Source organism: Pelosinus propionicus DSM 13327, assembly GCF_900114615.1.
Taxonomy (GTDB): Bacteria; Bacillota; Negativicutes; order DSM-13327; family DSM-13327; genus Pelosinus; species Pelosinus propionicus.
The window spans coordinates 37479-56488 of the sequence record NZ_FOTS01000033.1 but is presented as its reverse complement, the minus strand read 5'-3'; the positions used below and the strand labels follow the sequence as shown (position 1 = coordinate 56488).

Here is a 19010-nt window from a genome sequence, read left to right as displayed (position 1 = left end):
TGAATAGATGCCGTTCATGTACCCATAGACAAGAATTTTAAATAGACGCTTCGGTGATCTCTCGATTCTCCCCATTCGGGAGTACGTAGTGTACAGTTTGCTATAATCCAGCCTTTCTAACACTGCGCTGAGTAACCGTACCGAGTCATCTTCTGGGATCATCTCGCCGATGTCCATCGGCAAGACTAGTTGATATATATTTGTGTCTGTTATATAATTTGCTTGTATTTTCATGTTCCAACAAACTTGATTTTACACAAAAAAATGGCTCCCGGCTACTGCCGGTTGCCATTTTTGTTTTTTAGGGCTAGTGCGACAGCCCCTTTCCTTACCGATGGTCGCGATGTTCACGGATTTCCCGCAAAGCTCTTTCATGTCGTTCAATCTCTTTTTGCTGTCTTTTATGCCACGCTTTTTTACTCTCATGAGGACGCCGTTTCATCTCATGTTCATGTCGCTCATTTTCAGACCGTTCCCGCTCATGTCTTTCACGTTCCATGCGATCGCGTTCATAAGGATTCGGTCCCGGACCACGTTGATCATATTGCTCATATTGCCCCATCGGAGGCATATCTTCATTATGTAGCGGCGAAGCCTCGATTATGGATGCACCAAAACCAAGCTGCAGCATGCCCGCAAGAGAATATATCATCATTTTCTTTGTTATGCTTCTCATAAATCATTCCACCTTTATCTATCTTAAAAAATGTATCGTCTCTATGCACTTTTTTAGTAAGCCTTTTACAGTATGAAATTTGTTAGCTTTTCCGCCTCCTCTTTTAATACGTATTTTAATTATAAACTGCTAATGTGACAGCTTCGTAACAACAGCATAACAATTTATAGATATTCCATTCAAAAATCTCTACACTATCTAAGAACGGATACGCTCATACTTATAAAAAAACTAGACAGCCATAGATCAATGGCTGTCTAGTTTAATATAACTCATAATTTAGGATTCCATTCCTTTAACTTATCAACATGGGAACCAGCCAGATCCATGACACTCATGTTATGAAACATGGCATCCTCAGGAGTAATGGTGACAATTTGAATGTCATCATAACACACGATCACATTTTCTCCATCATAGTCCAAGATATATTTATCCGGATTATAGTTTTTCAACTGACTGATACGATATAAGGAGCCAGCTACAAAATAAGCTCGATACAATGGCTTGTAGCTGCCATACTCCGCACTAATCGTCGGCAATTGCCAATTACCGTCTACAACCAGGCCCGATGTTCCATCAGATGCTAATTGAGCTTTGGGATGGATCTTGTCCTTATCCAGAAAATTTTGCACCAGAGCAATTCGTTCTTTACTCTCAGGATGATCGGAGAATAAATCATTTTGTGAACCTTTTTCCAAGCTGGAAAGTTTCATCAAACCCATTTTCATACTATAGGGATTATAGCCCGCCTTAGAAGAATGAAGATATCCAAGATAATCAGCTTCTCTCTCATCAGATCGGCTATAGCCGGCCATAATCGCATTCATGGCTAAATTCTGAAGTATCGCGGCCTTATCACCAAATACTGCAATAAAACCAATATTGAGCAGTAGATTTTTTTCAATTTGTTTAACCGAATGCCGTTTGACCACATGTCCTATTTCATGTCCGATTACACCAGCTAATTCATCATCAGATGGCATTAGATCCACTAAACCCTTAAATATGTAAATAAACCCGCCAGGTGCTGCCATGGCATTGACATCTTTCGAGTTTAAAACTTTAAACGAATAGGGTAAATCTTTTCGGTCACTAACAGCTACCATGTTCATACCTATTTTAGTTACCCGTTCTTGCAGTGCTGGATCATCCACCACGCCATATTTTTTTTCAAGCTGCTTGCCTACATCACGGCCAATACTGATTTCACTCTTCGTGCTAATCATAGCGGCCTGAGCACACGGCACCCCATACAGGGTAACAATGCAAACAATTGCAGCAAAAACCACTCCTATGCGAAGTATCATTCTATGTACCATTTGAGCCCTCCAATCGAATACATCATGATGTAGCATCTCATGAATATTCTATCATATCTGGCACAAAATAACTCACAGAAATAATTTCCTAGCCGTCTAAACCTCATCTCCCCTGCATTCCCCCCTCGCCTTTTCTATGGCTTTTGTCTCAAAAGACAAGAAAATATGGTTGGTCAGATAAGCCAAAAGGGAGGACAAAATCGTCCCCCAGAAAATCTTGGGCAAATAATTCATCCGTAACCCGTCAAACAGCAGGACGCCTAATCCCCCTGCATGAATTACGGCTGCAATGGTTGCAATACCAATGGTAGAAACAGTTGCGATACGAATACCTCCTAAAATAATCGGTAAGGCTAGAGGCAGCTGTATTTTTAAAAACATATATTTGGCACTAAGCCCCATCCCATATCCTGCTTCGATAATAGATGCATCGATGGACTGAAAGCCCGCTACTGTATTCCTGACCAAAATGTATTGATTGTAGATGACTAACACAGCAATAGCCGTCATCTTTCCCAAACCGAATGCTGGAATCAAAAAAGAAAACAAGGCTAAGCTGGGTATGGAGTAAACAACGCCAAAGAACGATAATGCAGCCGCGGACAGCCATTTTGACCTTGAAAGAAACAATCCAATTGGTATTGCCACTAAGAGAGAAATCAGCATACTTAAACAAACCAAATACAAATGCTCTAATAGCAGCATTAACATTTGATCATAATATTTTAATAGATACGTAATCATATGCAGCCACCTTATTCATTAAGCAGATAAAACTTTCCCCTGTCTGGTACTCCCTTTAAGCTGCTCCCATGTGATTTTACCTACTATACCTCTTCTATTATCCTCTACCAATACATGCTTCTGGTCATTTTCTAAGAAATAAGTCAAAATATTATGCAAGGATTCTTCTGTACCCACACGAAAAGCACAATCACTGAGTTGGGGATCAACTGGAAGCATTACTGATTGTGCCTTTAGTACTTTTAATCGCTGCACAATATCCTGGGTTTCAATCAAGCGAGCAACATATCCATTAGCGGGCTTTGTAATAATGCCATAAGGCGTGTCAAACTGCTGAATTGTTCCCTCGTGCATAATCACCACTTTTTCACCTAGCTTAAATGCTTCATTAACATCATGGGTCACAAAGAGTATGGTTTTATTCAACTTCCTTTGAATGCGAATCAGCTCCTCCTGCAAGTTCTGCCTCGTGATGGCATCAATTGCACCAAAGGGCTCATCCATTAACATAATGCCCGGATCAGCTGCCATCGCTCTAGCCAAACCGACCCGCTGCTGCTGGCCTCCCGATAATTGTCTGGGATACCGCTTTTTAAAATCCAGAGGCGAAAGGCATACCAACTCTAAGAGCGCATCTACACGCTTGGCAATTGTATCTGTATCCCACTTTAAAAGTTGAGGAATGGTTCCAATATTTTCTTCAACTGTCATATGAGGAAATAAACCAACCTGCTGAATCACATACCCAATTTTACGCCGATACTCTTCTAAATTTAAGTTATGAATGTGCTCTCCGAAATACAAGATTTCACCGGATGTTGCCTCATAAATTCGATTCACCATTTTTAAAAGAGTCGTCTTGCCAGATCCCGAAGTTCCTAAAATAGTAATAAAGCTTCCTTCGCTAATACGCATATTGACACCTGCTACAGCGTATTGAGACGTATTGGCATACTGCTTACTTACATTACGAAACTCGATTGCAGTTCTAGCCACTTTATTACCTCCTTTTCTCATTTCCCAAGTCTTGGCGCTGCTGCCTGATTTATTTGATCGTATTAAAAAACTCCTTTGCTACCTCATTGTATTCCCGTTTCTTAATATCCACCTCAGCATTTAGCATGATCACTGTTTTGTTATCCAGTTTTGCCGTCACTTTATTCAAGATATCCTTTATCTCAGGGTACTTTTCCACTACATCCTGTCTGATAACAGGAGCAATATTATATGGCGGCCATACATGCTTGTCATCTTCCAATACAACAAATTCATCCTTGCTCAACTCTCCTTCTGTGGTATATGCTACCGCCAGATCTGCCTTATCATTGTGAAGTACATCATATTTAATGCCATTGTCATATAGCTTGCGGTCTTTAAAATCAAAAGAACCATATACCTTGACCAGGGCTGGCAGTCCATCTGCTCTCTCATCAAATTGGCCTTGGGAAGCAAACCGAATCTGACTGGCATGTTTCTGCAAGTCAGAGATTGTTCGGATCTGATATTGCTCCGCTGCTCTTTTATTCATCACTAGACCTTGAGAATCATTGGCAGCAGAAGGGTCCAGCCAAATCAGTTTAAATTTTTCTTTATACTTAGCAGAAACTTCACGATAGACTTCTTTCGAATCAAATTTAGGGGTTTCTTTTAATACCGTTAGCAAACCTGTCCCCGTATACTCAGGATAAAAATCAATATCACCATTGGTAAGGGCGTTATGAACAATCGCACTGCCTAAGTTTAACTTACGCTCGACTGTATAGCCCGCATTTTCTAAAGCTAAGCTATATAACTCACCTAAGATCAGGGATTCGGTAAAATCCTTTGAGCCTGCCTTTATCGTCACCTTTTTCTCTTTTACTTGATCAGAGCTGGCAGGGTTGCTGCTGCATCCTGTTACAACCAGTAATACGGCTGCCATGGATAACAACAAAAACATTCTGAATCTCGATATTCTTTTACTCATTTTTCACTCTCCTATGTTTTAATCCCGCTGATACTTCGTAACCATATGCTGTACAGCTGCTAAGGATATCTCCGTCAAAACGGATAATAATGCTACTGACATCCCTCCAATCAATACTATCCTTACATCATTCATTCCAATGCCAGTAAAGATAAAATCTCCTAGTCCTCCGGCACCGATATAGGATGCCAATGTGGCACTAGCGATAACCTCCGCAGCAGAGGTCCGCAATCCTGTCAATATGAGGGGCATCGCTAAAGGAATTTCAATACCAACTAAAATCCTGCTTGCATTCATTCCCATCCCTGTCGCACATTCCAGCACAGAAGGGTCAATATTTCTAAAACCCGAGTATGTATTAATCAATATCGGCGGAATTGCCAGTAGCGTAAGCGCAAACAAAGCAGGTACAAAACCCGTACCTAATATGGGCATCGCAAGAACCAACACCGCCAAACTAGGTATGATGCGCAAAATAGTAAACGCATTGATCACCGAGTAGGATATTCTGCCATTTTTTGAGCACCAGATTCCTAAGGGAACGGCAATCATAAAACTAACAGCAATCGCAGCCAAGCTAATCTCTATGTGTATAATGACAGCATCATAATATTTATCAATATTGAGTAATAGATATGCAATACTCTCATTTATCATTCTATTTCCCTTTCTCATGCAGTATGAATTCCTTGTATTACGGATTACGGTCGATTCGCTTCCCCTATTTTTTCCTTATCATTCTTTATGGAGTAAGATCGTTTTATAGACCGCTTATTTTCTTTCCCGCCGAAATAAAATAAAGACACCAAGTAAATTCCCCTAATAAGAGAAAATAACTTAGCCTCTAATGCTGGCCTTTCAGTCTAGTACACCAACAGTGGAAATAATACGAATAGTATTTGTACTGGCATCTGCATATAAATAGTAAAGTACATCTATAGAACCTCATCGATCGCAAGTTATAAGATAACGCTGTTACGTCTTGCCGTCATCGCAAACAGAATGAAATAATCTCCGAGCACACAGAGGATTATAAATAAAAAAATTTATACTTTGTGCATATATAAGCAGGTATTATTGAATCAATGTAGTATACTATATAATACAATTTCAACATATAGTGCGCACTATATGTTATAGAAGGTGATTTTATTATACAACTTACCATACGACAGACTAACATTCTGGAAATCATACAAATCCTTGGTCCAATTACAGGCAGTCAAATCGCAGAAAAACTTAATCTCAGCCGAGCAGCTCTTCGTTCTGATTTAGCTATTTTGACGATGTCCAAACTCGTCAGTGCGAAACCGAAAGTTGGCTATTACTTTACAGGCCGCGACCTGCAGCAGCTAAATACCATGTCCTTTGATGCCATTCTCATTGCCGATACCCTTTCTGCACCTATTGTGGTGAGAGAAAGCAGCACCGTTTATGATGCAATTCTTACCTTATTTACAGAAGACGTCGGAACGATTTTCGTAGTATCTGAAGACAACTTCTTAGAAGGGGCCCTTTCACGAAAAGATCTATTAAAGGCAGCAATGGGAGGAAAAAATAACAATGATCTTCCCGTCAATATTATCATGACGAGAATGCCAAAGATCATCTTAACAACGCCAGAGGAATCCGTGCTGTCTGCTGCTCAGAAACTTCTGTATCATCAAGTAGACGCTCTTCCGGTAGTTAAAATCATAAAGAATGGTGGAATCACAAAGTATCAGGTAGTTGGTCGTTTTACGAAAACGAATATCACACGACTTTTTGTTCAATTAGCAGAAAAGTAATCATTCATTCAACTTCTAAGACAAAGGAGGTCCTCTTTTGAATATTCTACATAACAGCCAGGTTCCCGTTGTATACATACTCTCGGACTCGATTGGGGAAACAGGCGAATTGGTTGTAAAAGCAGCAATTAGTCAGTTTAATGGTGCGAACATCGAGTTTGAACGCAAGCCGTATTTAAAATCTGCTGCACAAATTGATGCGATAGTAGAACAAGCATCACAAAGAAACGGAGCGATCTTCTATACCTTAGTTCGTCCGGATTTGAAAGAGGTCTTAGAGACCAAAGCACATACATTAGGAATAACACATGTCGATATTATGGGACCTGTCATCGATGGCCTGCAAGCAGTTACTCACTTGTCCCCGCGCAACGAACCGGGTCTCATTCGCAAAATTGATCAAGCATACTACACCAAAATTGAAGCCATTGAATTTGCTGTAAAATTTGATGACGGTAAAGATCCTCGTGGCCTCTTGCAAGCAGATATTGTCATTACAGGTGTATCACGAGCATCAAAGACACCGTTATGCATGTACCTGGCTCATAAAGGAATTAAAGCTGCCAATGTACCTTTAGTGAAAGAAATTCCGCCGCCGGCCGAGCTATTTCAGGTGGCTTCTCATAAAGTTGTCGGGCTTACTATTAAACCGTCTTTATTATTCGAAATTCGCAGAGAGCGGCTAAAAGCAATGGGATTGCAGCCGTCCAGCAACTATGCCAATTTAGAACGTATTATTGAAGAACTGGATTACGCTCAGGATATCATGCGCAAAGTCGGTTGTCCCGTCATTGACATCACAAATAAAGCAACAGAAGAAACTGCTGAAAGAGTTCTGGATTTTTATCGAAAAGGAGTCGTTGAACAATGAAAAAATTCGTATATTTATTTGACCAGGGCAGTGCCGATATGCGTTCACTATTAGGAGGCAAAGGAGCAAATCTGGCAGAAATGACTAATATTGGTCTGCCTGTACCACCAGGCATGACCGTTACCACAGATGCTTGCAAAGAATACTATGAAAACGGCAAAAAGCTTCCAAACCAAATTATTGAAGAGATACGCCAGAATTTGGCTCACCTGGAAAAGAGCATTGGCAAAAAACTAGGAGATGTAACCAATCCCCTGTTAGTTTCGGTTCGTTCTGGAGCCGTATTTTCAATGCCTGGCATGATGGATACCATCTTGAACCTTGGCCTAAACGAAAAAACGGTACAAGCCGTAGCTAAAAGTACAAACAATTTGGTCTTTGCATACGATTCCTACCGCCGCTTTATTCAAATGTTTGGCGATGTTGTTTTAGAAATCCACAAATATGAATTTGAACAAATTTTGACGCAGCACAAAAAAAAGCAAGGCGTTACCTTTGACCAAGAAATGTCTGCTGATACCCTGCGTGCAGTAATTGACAGTTATAAAGAACTCGTATTAGAAAAAACGGGTTCCATCTTCCCTGAAGATCCAATGGAACAATTATTCTTATCGGTTGAAGCGGTATTTCGCTCTTGGAACAATGACCGAGCCTTTATCTATCGCAATCTGAATAAGATTGATCATGATCTGGGTACTGCTGTTAATATTCAGTCGATGGTATTTGGAAATATGGGAAACGACTGCGGTACCGGTGTAGCCTTTACCAGAAATCCATCCAATGGTGAAAATCTGTTATATGGAGAATACTTAACAAATGCCCAAGGAGAAGATGTAGTCGCCGGTATTCGTACGCCTCAGCCCATTGCAAAATTAGAAGCAGAAATGCCTGCAGTTTATGCCCAATTTGCAAAAACAGCTAAAATCTTAGAAAAACATTATAAAAATGTGCAGGATATTGAATTCACTATTGAAAAAGGTACTTTATATATACTGCAAACTAGAAATGGCAAACGTACTGCTCAAGCAAGTATTAAAATCGCTCATGATCTAGCGGCAGAAGGCTTGATTACTAAACAAGAAGCTTTGCTATTGATCGAACCGGGCCAGCTTGATCAGCTGCTGCATCGTCAAATCGACCCTAGTGCCAAGCTTGATATAATGGCTACGGGTTTACCAGCATCCCCCGGTGCCGCTTCTGGCATTGTTGTCTTTGACGCCAATCATGCTGAAGATCTTGGCAAAAAAGGACAAAAAGTAATGCTGGTGAGAACCGAAACTACTCCTGACGATATTCATGGTATTATTGCAGCACAAGGTATCTTAACCAGCCGAGGAGGCATGACCAGCCATGCAGCGGTAGTTGCTCGAGGCATGGGAAAACCTTGCGTATGCGGCTGTGAAGCAGTAAAAATCAACTATCATACTAAAACCTTCACCATTGGGGACACAATGATAAAAGAAGGCGATCTCATCTCCATTGACGGCGCAACAGGGCGGGTCATCGCAGGCGTTGTCCCTATGAAAGATCCTGAACTATCTACGGAATATCTAACCCTATTGAATTGGGCTGATAAGTACAAAAAACTAGAAGTTCGAGCCAATGCAGACAATCCTGCAGATGCACAAAAAGCCTTAGAGTTTGGAGCCAAAGGCATTGGATTAACTCGTACAGAGCATATGTTTATGGGCCAGGATCGCCTGCCCCATGTGCAGGAAATGATTTTGGCTGAGAACTTTGAAGAACGTCAAACTGCCTTAACTCATTTACTGCCAATGCAGGAAGAAGACTTTTATGGTATCTTAAAAGTTATGGCCGGATATCCCGTCTGCATTCGTCTCTTAGATCCGCCCCTTCATGAGTTCCTTCCCAGTATGAACGAGCTGCTGATTGAAACAACTACCCTGCAAATTACACAAGAAAATATGACTCTCCTCGCGCAAAAAGAAGCCTTGCTTCGAAAAGTACGTGCTCTCCATGAATCCAACCCAATGTTAGGACATCGGGGCTGCCGTCTTGGCATTACATTCCCAGAAATCTACGAAATGCAAATACAAGCCATTTGCAATGCAGCTGCCCGACTCACCGTCGAAGGCTTGAAAGTCTTACCTGAAATTGAAATTCCATTAACCATCGGCAGCGCAGAAATGAATTTCTTCAAAGAAAAAATTGATACCATTGCTAACGATACGATGGAAAAATATAAAGTAAGCTTCCATTATACTTCAGGTACTATGATTGAATTGCCGCGGGCAGCCCTCTTAGCTGGCGAATTAGCAGAAGCAGCGGAGTTCTTTAGCTTTGGTACGAATGACTTAACACAAACCTGCCTAGGATTTAGCCGCGATGATGCAGAAGGAAAATTCCTGAATGATTATTTAGATATGAAACTTTTATCGGATAACCCCTTTATCACTCTCGATCGCAAAGGCGTAGGAAAGTTAATGCAAATCGCTGTAGAAAGTGGGCGGAAAACCAGACCCGACATTCTGATTGGTATTTGCGGCGAACATGGCGGCGAAGCTCGCTCCATCGAATTCTGCCACCAAATTGGCCTTGACTTCGTCAGCTGCTCTCCCTATAGAGTTCCCATTGCCCGCTTAGCTGCCGCACAATCTGCCATCAGCAAAGGTGAAAATTACGGAACAAAATAAGTCGTTATAAAAAACTAGAACCTCCTGTGCATTTAATTTTGCACTGGAGGTTCTTTTCCTATTTCCACTTTTTCGCTGCACGATTGAATTTTTTCCAATTCTTATTTGCTTTCTTCTGCAGCAGCAGCTGTTCACGCATCTGCCAGCCCATCAGCATACCTGCCTCCAAATGCACTGCCCTGCTGGATTTACTACGCAATAAATCCTTTAGTAAAAGCTCCGTACTACGAACATCCGTTATATTCCCAAGAGTGTCCTGCAATTTTTCCAGTTGTTCTTCAATAGAAGCTCTATCACCAAGCAGCGGCTGCATTACTTCTACTACATACCTAAGTTTCTTGATACCTAGCCGGAAATTATGTACATCGCTAACATCGGACCAAACTACAGATTCTGCCCCATTTCTCACTTTCTTGATCCAATTGACTAATCCATTGCTAACAAACTTTTCTGCCGTAGAATCGGAAACAATAGATCCCCGCCAGTCGTTATCTAACAGTTCCCCCCACAGACCAAGCAGTACGGGTGTTGTTAAACCAAAATTGAACTCGCTTACAATCTTCTCCATTTCCTGATTACGACTCTCTGCCAGAACATCTCCTAACCAAACCTTGGAGCCTCTTTCCTCAGACTGATGCTCTTGCAGCTGACGCCAACTGGCATACGCTACATCTAACTCTCGCAGGGCAGCCAGCCTTTGACTAATCTTTTTTAGCTCATCCTGATACCAAGTGTATTGTTTGATCACATTCAAGGGCTCAGCAAACTCCATAACAGATCGCAGACGCCGTAAGCCAATGCGCAATTCATGGACCAATTCCGGCAGCTGAGGGTTTTCAAGAAAAGCGCGCTGTGCTGTTAAAATATGATGAATCAGGTCTATCAGCAATTCGGATATAGCCTCACTAACAGGCTTGGCCGTACCCACTTGCGGTACAGGATTTTTCTTTTGCTGTACAGTAGATAAACCTGCCAGCAAAAGTCCTCGATAAAATTTGCTATCTGATTCTGGCAGCAAAGGAAGCTCCCTGGATAAAGCAGCACCTAGCATAAAGAGTGTCTTAGGATCGCCTGCTTTTAATTCTAATTCAATTTCTAAGATAGGAGCTGTCTTCTCACCTGCAATAATAGCACCTTTATCGGCTGCAACTTCAATCGTACTACTATCAGGCATCACAACATCTACCATTCGCCGTTCAAAGAAAGTAATCAGGATCGGCTCTACGATTTCATCACCTATGACTTCCTGCAGTCGTTCACCAATTTCCGTATGCGCAAAGACTCCTATATCAGGTTCATTGCTGGAAACAACTACATTCCATTCTAACCTAGCATGCAGTCCGCCCTTCGAAGAACCGCCGCCCTTCACGGTCGCAATCCAATTTTCACCTTCACGGCGCAGCCGATATGCCAATTGTGCTTTTTGCAGTGCATGACTAGGCGTATCAAAGTAACGAGCTTCTAATTGCTGGATATTCTCCGATCCAGAAACAGTAACTGACACCAGTGCTTCTGCTGACATGATTTCTTCCCAGACACTCTCGTCGGAGCACCCCAGCTTCAATTCCGTCTCGATATGATTTGGCAATTCGATCACCATCCTACCATAATCGTCATATTCTCTTTATCCCAGAGTATAGCATGCCCTATAGCTTGTCAATGTCTCCCAAAAAAGATTCTTTTTTAAGAAAACCTCAAAGTTAGCATTTGCTGACTTTGAGGCGTTTTATTAAAAGGCTGCAGTGTCTGGTGGAATTTCGAGAAACTCCACACCGGGATTTCGCTCGCTAACCCAGCGAATTGCCCATTCATTGCTAAGCAGAAGCACTGGACGATCTTTGATATCACGTATCATCATACCGCTGTCAATGCTCTTCATCGATTTAATAGCCTGTTCATCGCCAGATAACCAGCGAGCAACACTAAAGGATAAGCGATCCATAAGCAGCTCTACACCATATTCATTTTTCAATCGATATTCCAGCACCTCAAATTGCAGGGAGCCAACTACACCAATAATAAAGGCTTCGGATGCAAATTCACTCTGACGAAAGACCTGCACTGCCCCTTCTTGGGTCAATTGGGTCATTCCCTTAACAAATTGCTTCCGCTTCATTGTATCCTTAGGCTGAACCTTGGCAAACTGCTCCGGAGGAAATACGGGAAAATCTTGAAAGGTAAATTTAGCTCCTTCCTTACACAACGTATCTCCAATTCCAAAAATACCTGGGTCAAATAAACCGATAATATCACCAGGGTACGCCTCATCAATAATGGTACGCTCCTGAGCCAGAAATTGCTGTGGCTGTGCTAATTTAATTGCTTTGCCTGACTGGGCATGATATACAGACATCCCTCTAGTAAATTTACCAGAACAGATACGAATAAATGCCAAACGGTCACGGTGGGCTGGATTCATATTGGCCTGGATTTTAAAGACAAAAGCAGAAAAATCCTCACTTGCAGGATTAATTTCTCCTTCACTAGACATACGTGCTACAGGAGCAGGTGCCAGTTTTAAAAATTCCTCGAGAAAAGGCCTTACTCCAAAATTAGTCATAGCACTACCAAAAAACATTGGAGTGAGCTCACCGGCAGCTACCAGATCATAATCAAAAGCATCGCCGGCCATATCTAACAGTTCAATATCTTCACACAATGACGTGTGAACGCTCTCACCTAACAGATCGCGAAAAGCAGGATCACTAACGCTTCCCATCGTGGAAGGCAGCACAGATTGCCCATGGGCACCATCTTTAGCAAACAATTCCACTTGTGCCTGTTGGCGATTATAAACGCCAACATAATTGCCGTCGATACCTACAGGCCAATTCATAGGATATGCTCGTATCCCTAAAACCTGTTCAATTTCTTCCATGAGTTCAAAAGGATTCTTGCCATAGCGATCCAGCTTATTCACAAAAGTAAATACAGGAATCCCCCGCTGACGGCATACATGAAACAGCTTTTTTGTCTGATCCTCTACCCCTTTTGCCACGTCAATCAGCATTACGGCACTATCTGCGGCCATAAGAGTACGGTATGTATCTTCACTAAAATCTTGGTGACCAGGTGTATCCAAGATATTCACCCGATATCCATCATAATCAAACTGCAGTACACTAGACGTTACAGAAATACCTCTTTGCTTTTCAATCTCCATCCAGTCAGAAACAGCATGCTTTGCTGCCTTACGTGACTTTACTGATCCTGCCAAACGGATGGCACCGCCGTATAACAATAATTTCTCCGTTAATGTTGTTTTCCCAGCATCCGGATGGGAAATAATCGCGAATGTTCGCCGTTTATTAATCGTCAATTCTAAATCTTCCATTGTATCGTAAAAAACCCCCTACACTCATACCTAGACTATACAAAATTACTCTTCTATTACTATATGTTTACCTATCTAAAATGTCAAATATTATCCTACCCTATACTCGTATTTCTCATGCTTTTTTCAAAAAACCGTTTCCACCGCGAAGACCGAAAAAACATATAAAAGACCGAACCGCAGAGAGGGATAGGCTAGCACCAAAGATAAGGACTGCCAACAATTTGGCAGTCCTTATTCTCGTTGCACTATGCTTCTTTTAGAATTTGGTGTCGATTTACCGGACCACCTTTTAAGGTATCAGCCGTTTGATTATACGTAAATGCAGGGTTAAGAGCTTTCACAAAGCCAACAAACCATTTCTGATAGCATTCTTTCATAAAGGCTTTATCCACGCCAGCTTTCGTCCAATTCCGTTCCTGCAGGCAGGTTTCACCTTCCCATATAACCGTATCAGCTTCATTGACGGTTACTACATCTCCCTGATCACAAGGCATGCCATTTAGTATATAGTCATTGACTGCCTGATAAATCCCCGCTGCTCTTTGTCCATCATATTTTTCCTGGGATTTGGCGTGTTCACCGCACAGCTTGCCATGTTCAGCATAGGCGGATAGTACAATATCTTGAGCGGCGCCGCCGCAAGTATCCAGCAGTTCTTTAATGAAAGCAGCTTCCCTGGTCTCTGCAATTGTAATCTGACGCTGCAGCCAGCCATGAATATTGGAATGATCAATTAACTCGCCAAGCTCTGTATCCGGCAAAGGCTGACCATAAATCTGCCAAACCTGAGACTGCAGCTCCTCTGCCGCAGCTCCGCACATTTCCTCAGCCTTCTGAAAAATCAGCTGCTCGCGTTCAACTACCCGTCCGATTTTATGATATAACCAGTAATGAATATGACCTAAAAATGCACTCATGATGAGCCTCCTAAATTACTTTATTTAAACCTGCTATAATTTCTTTTACATCTAGACCATGAATCCCCGCCGCCTTTTCTAACGCCTCTCCAGTGGCGGATGGGCATCCTAAGCATCCCATACCAAAGGAGCGGAATACAGGAACCGTTTGTGGATAAACCCTGATAATATCACTAATTACACTCTCTTCTGTAATTTTATCACCAATTACCAATGTTCCTTCTGTGAGACCACCTGCTACAGGAACAATCACTTTTCCTTCTGCTGATTGAGGCACTAGGGGTTCTGTGGTTTGGCTTACTCCTTGGTAAAAAGCAGCTAGCACATCCGCTCTAAACTTTTTAAAGCCAACACGATCGATAAATTGTCCCATTCTCTCTATATCCGCGTTCTTTTGATAATATTGAACGATAACATCTACAATACGTATCACCTCATCGTATTCCAAACCTTCTATTAAAAGATTTGCCAAACGAGGATGGGCACCAGCCGTACCGCCCACATAAATATCCCAGCCAATATCACTTCCCATGACACCAATATCTTTTACATGCACCTCTGAACAAGAATTGGCACAGCCTGCTACACCAAATTTCATGCGAGAAGGCATTTCTTTTTTATGATACAGCTTGTCAAGTTCCATGCCTAGTTTAATGCTGTCCTGCTTGCCTCTCTTGCAGAAGATATTTCCAGGGCATATTTTGATACTGCGCACGCAATTGGCAAAGCCCATGGCAGGCTGCATACCAAGTTCTTCCCATATTTTATCGATATCTTCGGCCTTAAGTCCTGTAATCATCACCCGCTGCGCAGATGTCAGCTTCAAGACTCCATGATATTTTTCAGCTATATCAGCATACTTTCTCATAACATCTGGTTTTATAAAACCTCCAGGCAAATGGGGTGTTATAGCATACGTACGATTTCCATTATGAATCTTTTGTAAATTAGCACCTTTAGGTAACATTGTGCCACCTCCTCAAATATTATCTTTATCATACCCCATAATTTTCATCTTATCTGTGATTTATATCAAGTTTTTTTAAAAATATTTATTTTCTTCGCAAAAAATGCTACGACCAGTAAAAAACGTATTTTGAAACGCGAATACGCGAAAAACACGAAGAAATCGCAACCCTCTTCGTGTTCATCACTTTTTGTGCCTAAATCATCACTATAGAGCAAATTTTGACATTTTATCCTGTAATTGTCCTACCATATTGCGCAGCTCAGTGACACAAACAATCGTCTCATCCATGTCGAGGATCTGCTTTTCCGTGACCGTATGAACCTCCTGGGTAATAGCAGAAGTTTCTTCTGATCCTGCTGATATATTACTAAATACAGTTACAATTTCATCGCTTTTGCTGCTCATAACCGTAAATCGACTCTGCATTTCAGACATCTTATCCGTAAGAGCCTCAACGGCTGCCGCAATCTCTTCAAAAATAGTCCATGTTGCATTCACCGTTTCCTCCTGATCACTTACAACCTGCTGGGCCTTTTCAATAGAAGATACTGCAACTCTAGACTGTTGCTGAACATCTTGAATCAATGCCTTAATATCGTTAACCGCGCTGCCCGATTGCTCCGCCAATTTCCTAACTTCTTCTGCCACTACAGCAAATCCTCGCCCCTGCTCTCCTGCTCGCGCAGCTTCAATAGAGGCATTCAACGCCAGCAAATTGGTTTGGGCAGCAATCTGCTCGATGACAGTAGTGATGGAACCAATTTGTCCAATCATTTCATTTACTTTTCGTACTACAATATCTACATCCTGAGAGGCCTCTCTGCCTTCAGTCATCTTTTCGGTCAGTGAACATATAATCCCTGCCACTTTATCATTTAAACTGCACATCTCCCCATAGCTTTGCCCCATCTCATCCGTATAAAGCTGAACGGCCTTGACATGACTTGCAAGCTCATGCATACGCCCTACACCAGACTCCATCTCTTGAGATTGATTCACAGATACGCTTGCGATCTGTCCCACAGACAGCCCCACTTCTTTAATGGAATGACTATTTTTTTCGGCTACAGCTTTCATTTTATCCGAATTACTTTCAACACCTTGACTGATCTGCTGTACTTGGCACAATAAGATGATCATATCGTTTTGCATTTTCAGGATCACATTAGACAATTCCCCCAGCTCGTCTGTACGAGTGTTAAAAGATTGTAATACGTTTGTCTTAAAGTTACCAGCTCCAAATTCACCAATATGAGTAATCGCGGCAATAAGAGGCCGTGAAAAATATCTGGAAACAAATAACGCTGCCGTAAATGCGAATCCTATGGATAGCAATGCTACTGCTATAATTACACCGCTAACGTCTTCTTGATTCTGCAATCGCATCGTCATCCCAAAGAAACTAATCAGTACTAACGGAACTAGTGTAACCCCAATAAAAGCTGCAATTAACCTATTTCGTATTCCCCAAAAACCTCGCCTATCCACTTTTCCACTCCCTCTTTCTTTGCCGCAGTACAACGATTGGTAAACTGCGTGAATTTTTTCATAATTCACTTTATTATATACAGCTTTTTGTGATTTTTTTGTCGAAATAAGTCAAGAATGACAAATTCTATCTAATAAACAACCAAAAACTACAAGTAACATATTATGTTCTTTTTCTACTTTTTTCGCATCAATTATTACATGAAGTATTATCAATATGCAATGTTGTATTTTTACTGTTGACATATTTAAAAAAACCATTATAATAAGTCTAACAATACGTTTACAACTTTACACTTTAAAAGTGATGATGGAGAAAAAGAAGTACCCCTATGCTTCAGAGAGCCGGGTAAGGTGGGAGCCGGCAGCATATGTATATTCTTGAGTCACTCCTGAACTGCAAGGCTGAAAACATTGAGTAGGCCGCGCCGGAATCAGTTCCTAATGGAACGCAGCCGTTAACTTGCTAGGGTTTAGCAATAGACCTGATGAGAGAGATGTATTCATACTTTTTGAATACAACAAGGGTGGTACCGCGAGAGAAACCTCTTGCCCCTTTTTTAGGAGGCGTGGGTTTATTTTTTTTATCTATAATTAAAAGGAGGCTATTATTATGCATAGTAACATTGTAAAAAAAGGTTCAACCAGAGCAGCCCATCGTTCTTTATTTTATGCCATGGGATATGACCAAGAGGACTTGAACAAACCGCTCATCGGTATTGTGAATTCCTTTAACGAAATTATTCCTGGTCATGGACACCTAAAGGACATTGTACAAGCTGCCAAATTAGGCGTTGCTGCTGCTGGCGGAACTCCCATGGAATTTCCGGCGATTGGTATCTGTGATGGGATTGCCATGGGACATAAGGGGATGAAATATCCTCTGCCCAGCCGTGAGCTTATCGCCGATTCGATTGAAGCTGTAGCCGGAGGTCATGCATTTGATGGTTTGATCCTGGTGCCAAACTGTGACAAAATTGTTCCTGCTATGCTTATGGCAGCTGCAAGAATCAATATTCCCTGTGTAGTCGTAAGCGGCGGCCCAATGTTGGCAGGACGCTACCAAGGAAAAGATATCAGTGTAAGTACCATGTTTGAAGCAGCAGGAAAGTTTGAAGCGGGAAAAATCACTGCCGACGAACTCGATACCATGGAAAAATCCGCTTGTCCTGGCTGTGGGTCCTGCGCGGGACTATTCACAGCAAATACGATGAACTGTTTGACGGAAGTACTGGGCATGGGACTTCCCGGCAACGGTACAATTCCGGCTGCCTATACAGGAGCACGAAAAACTCTTGCTAAAAGAGCAGGATCCGTAATCATGAACTTAATCAAGAATAATATCCGGCCTCGGGATATCATGACAAGCAAAGCCTTTGAAAATGCCATAGCCGTAGATATGGGAATTGGCGGATCATCCAACACCGTACTGCATTTAACTGCTATAGCCCATGAAGCAGGTATTGCGTTGCCTCTATCCTTATTTGAAACCATCAGTGCCAAAACTCCATATATTACAAAGTTAAGCCCAAGCGGCACTCACCATATGCAAGATTTAAATGAAGCCGGCGGTATTAATGCAGTTATGAAAGAACTCACTAAGGCAGGGGTCATTCATACGGACGCTCTTACCGTCACCGGATTGGTAGAAGACCGCATTGCCAATGCTGAGATTACCCGTGATGATGTGATTCATACCATTGAAAACCCATATCGAAACACAGGCGGCATTGCTGTTCTTTCTGGCAATCTGGCTCCTGACAATGCTATTGTCAAAGAAAGCGCGGTAAAAGAAGATATGCTAGTCTTCGAAGGACCTGCTCATGTATTTGACTCCGAAGAAGCCATCATTGAAGCGTTGCTGGCAAAAGAAGTCAAAGACGGAGAAGTTGTTGTCATCCGCTACGAAGGGCCAAAAGGTGGTCCCGGCATGAAAGAAATGCTCAACCCTACTGCTATTATTACAGGGATGGGACTGAAAGTAGCACTTCTCACAGATGGAAGATTCAGCGGTGCGACCCAGGGAGCCTGCATCGGTCACATTTCTCCGGAAGCCATGGAGGGCGGTCCTATTGCTCTAGTAGAAAATGGAGATCAAATCGCTATTGATATTCCAAATCGCAGTTTAGTCGTAAAAATCAGTGACGAAGAAATGGCTGCACGCCGCCACAAATGGGTACAGCCTGAACCTAAGATTAAAACTGGTTATTTGTCCCGATATGCTCGCCTAGTCACTTCAGCCAATACAGGTGCTGTATTAAAATAAGGAGGTCAAAAG

15 protein-coding genes, 1 pseudogene and 1 other annotated feature are annotated in these 19010 nt (G+C 41.9%); of the genes and pseudogenes, 4 read left to right on the top strand and 12 right to left on the bottom strand.

Annotated elements, in window-relative coordinates:
- The 7 genes and pseudogenes from BMZ99_RS25980 to BMZ99_RS16720 all read right to left on the bottom strand — a co-directional run.
- Positions 1-234 (bottom strand): annotated as a pseudogene (locus tag BMZ99_RS25980) (IS5/IS1182 family transposase); the annotation flags it as partial.
- A gap of 94 nt (positions 235-328) precedes the next feature.
- Positions 329-676, bottom strand: a complete 348-nt coding sequence (locus BMZ99_RS16745) for a hypothetical protein (protein WP_090939810.1) — start codon at positions 674-676, stop codon at positions 329-331.
- A gap of 272 nt (positions 677-948) precedes the next feature.
- The gene (locus BMZ99_RS16740; RefSeq protein ID WP_090939808.1) at positions 949-1998 is read right to left on the bottom strand and encodes a M48 family metallopeptidase; all 1050 of its coding nucleotides are present in this window, start codon (positions 1996-1998) and stop codon (positions 949-951) included.
- 96 nt (positions 1999-2094) lie between these two features.
- Positions 2095-2742 carry an ABC transporter permease gene (locus tag BMZ99_RS16735; protein ID WP_090939804.1) on the bottom strand — a complete coding sequence of 216 codons (648 nt, stop codon included), beginning with the start codon at positions 2740-2742 and terminating at the stop codon, positions 2095-2097.
- Between the two features lie 18 nt (positions 2743-2760).
- Positions 2761-3738, bottom strand: a complete 978-nt coding sequence (locus tag BMZ99_RS16730) for an ABC transporter ATP-binding protein (RefSeq protein WP_090939801.1) — start codon at positions 3736-3738, stop codon at positions 2761-2763.
- A gap of 49 nt (positions 3739-3787) precedes the next feature.
- Entirely contained in the window at positions 3788-4708 is a 921-nt protein-coding gene (locus BMZ99_RS16725) for a glycine betaine ABC transporter substrate-binding protein (protein ID WP_090939798.1), read from the bottom strand.
- Between the two features lie 18 nt (positions 4709-4726).
- Positions 4727-5365, bottom strand: coding sequence for an ABC transporter permease (locus BMZ99_RS16720; protein WP_090939817.1), 639 nt, complete (start codon positions 5363-5365; stop codon positions 4727-4729).
- Between the two features lie 479 nt (positions 5366-5844).
- Between BMZ99_RS16720 and BMZ99_RS16715 the strand changes: the two genes are divergently transcribed.
- Genes BMZ99_RS16715 through ppdK form a run of 3 tightly spaced genes read left to right on the top strand, consistent with a single transcriptional unit; the run spans position 5845 to position 10020 of the window.
- A complete protein-coding gene (locus BMZ99_RS16715; protein ID WP_322787902.1) occupies positions 5845-6495 on the top strand; it encodes a helix-turn-helix transcriptional regulator in 651 nt (216 codons plus the stop codon).
- A gap of 37 nt (positions 6496-6532) precedes the next feature.
- A complete protein-coding gene (locus BMZ99_RS16710) occupies positions 6533-7366 on the top strand; it encodes a pyruvate, water dikinase regulatory protein (RefSeq protein WP_090939792.1) in 834 nt (277 codons plus the stop codon).
- The gene (ppdK, locus tag BMZ99_RS16705; RefSeq protein ID WP_090939789.1) at positions 7363-10020 is read left to right on the top strand and encodes a pyruvate, phosphate dikinase; all 2658 of its coding nucleotides are present in this window, start codon (positions 7363-7365) and stop codon (positions 10018-10020) included. Before BMZ99_RS16710 ends, ppdK begins: the two co-directional genes overlap by 4 nt.
- A gap of 58 nt (positions 10021-10078) precedes the next feature.
- Here the strand turns inward: ppdK and BMZ99_RS16700 are convergent, their stop codons facing one another.
- The 5 genes from BMZ99_RS16700 to BMZ99_RS16680 all read right to left on the bottom strand — a co-directional run bounded on the left by BMZ99_RS16700 (position 10079) and on the right by BMZ99_RS16680 (position 16801).
- Positions 10079-11620 carry a CYTH and CHAD domain-containing protein gene (locus BMZ99_RS16700; RefSeq protein ID WP_245755018.1) on the bottom strand — a complete coding sequence of 514 codons (1542 nt, stop codon included), beginning with the start codon at positions 11618-11620 and terminating at the stop codon, positions 10079-10081.
- A 129-nt stretch (positions 11621-11749) separates the two neighbouring features.
- Positions 11750-13354 (bottom strand): peptide chain release factor 3, encoded by a 1605-nt coding sequence (locus tag BMZ99_RS16695; protein WP_090939782.1) that lies wholly within the window; start codon positions 13352-13354, stop codon positions 11750-11752.
- A gap of 248 nt (positions 13355-13602) precedes the next feature.
- Entirely contained in the window at positions 13603-14274 is a 672-nt protein-coding gene (locus BMZ99_RS16690; RefSeq protein ID WP_090939779.1) for a hypothetical protein, read from the bottom strand.
- Between the two features lie 10 nt (positions 14275-14284).
- Positions 14285-15241, bottom strand: a complete 957-nt coding sequence (locus BMZ99_RS16685; RefSeq protein ID WP_090939776.1) for a DUF1858 domain-containing protein — start codon at positions 15239-15241, stop codon at positions 14285-14287.
- Positions 15242-15448: 207 nt separating this feature from the next.
- A complete protein-coding gene (locus tag BMZ99_RS16680) occupies positions 15449-16801 on the bottom strand; it encodes a methyl-accepting chemotaxis protein (protein ID WP_245755017.1) in 1353 nt (450 codons plus the stop codon).
- Between the two features lie 229 nt (positions 16802-17030).
- Positions 17031-17292, top strand: a binding site (T-box leader).
- 53 nt (positions 17293-17345) lie between these two features.
- Here BMZ99_RS16680 and ilvD point away from each other — a divergent pair.
- Entirely contained in the window at positions 17346-18998 is a 1653-nt protein-coding gene (ilvD, locus tag BMZ99_RS16675; RefSeq protein ID WP_090939771.1) for a dihydroxy-acid dehydratase, read from the top strand.
- Positions 18999-19010 lie beyond the last annotated feature (12 nt).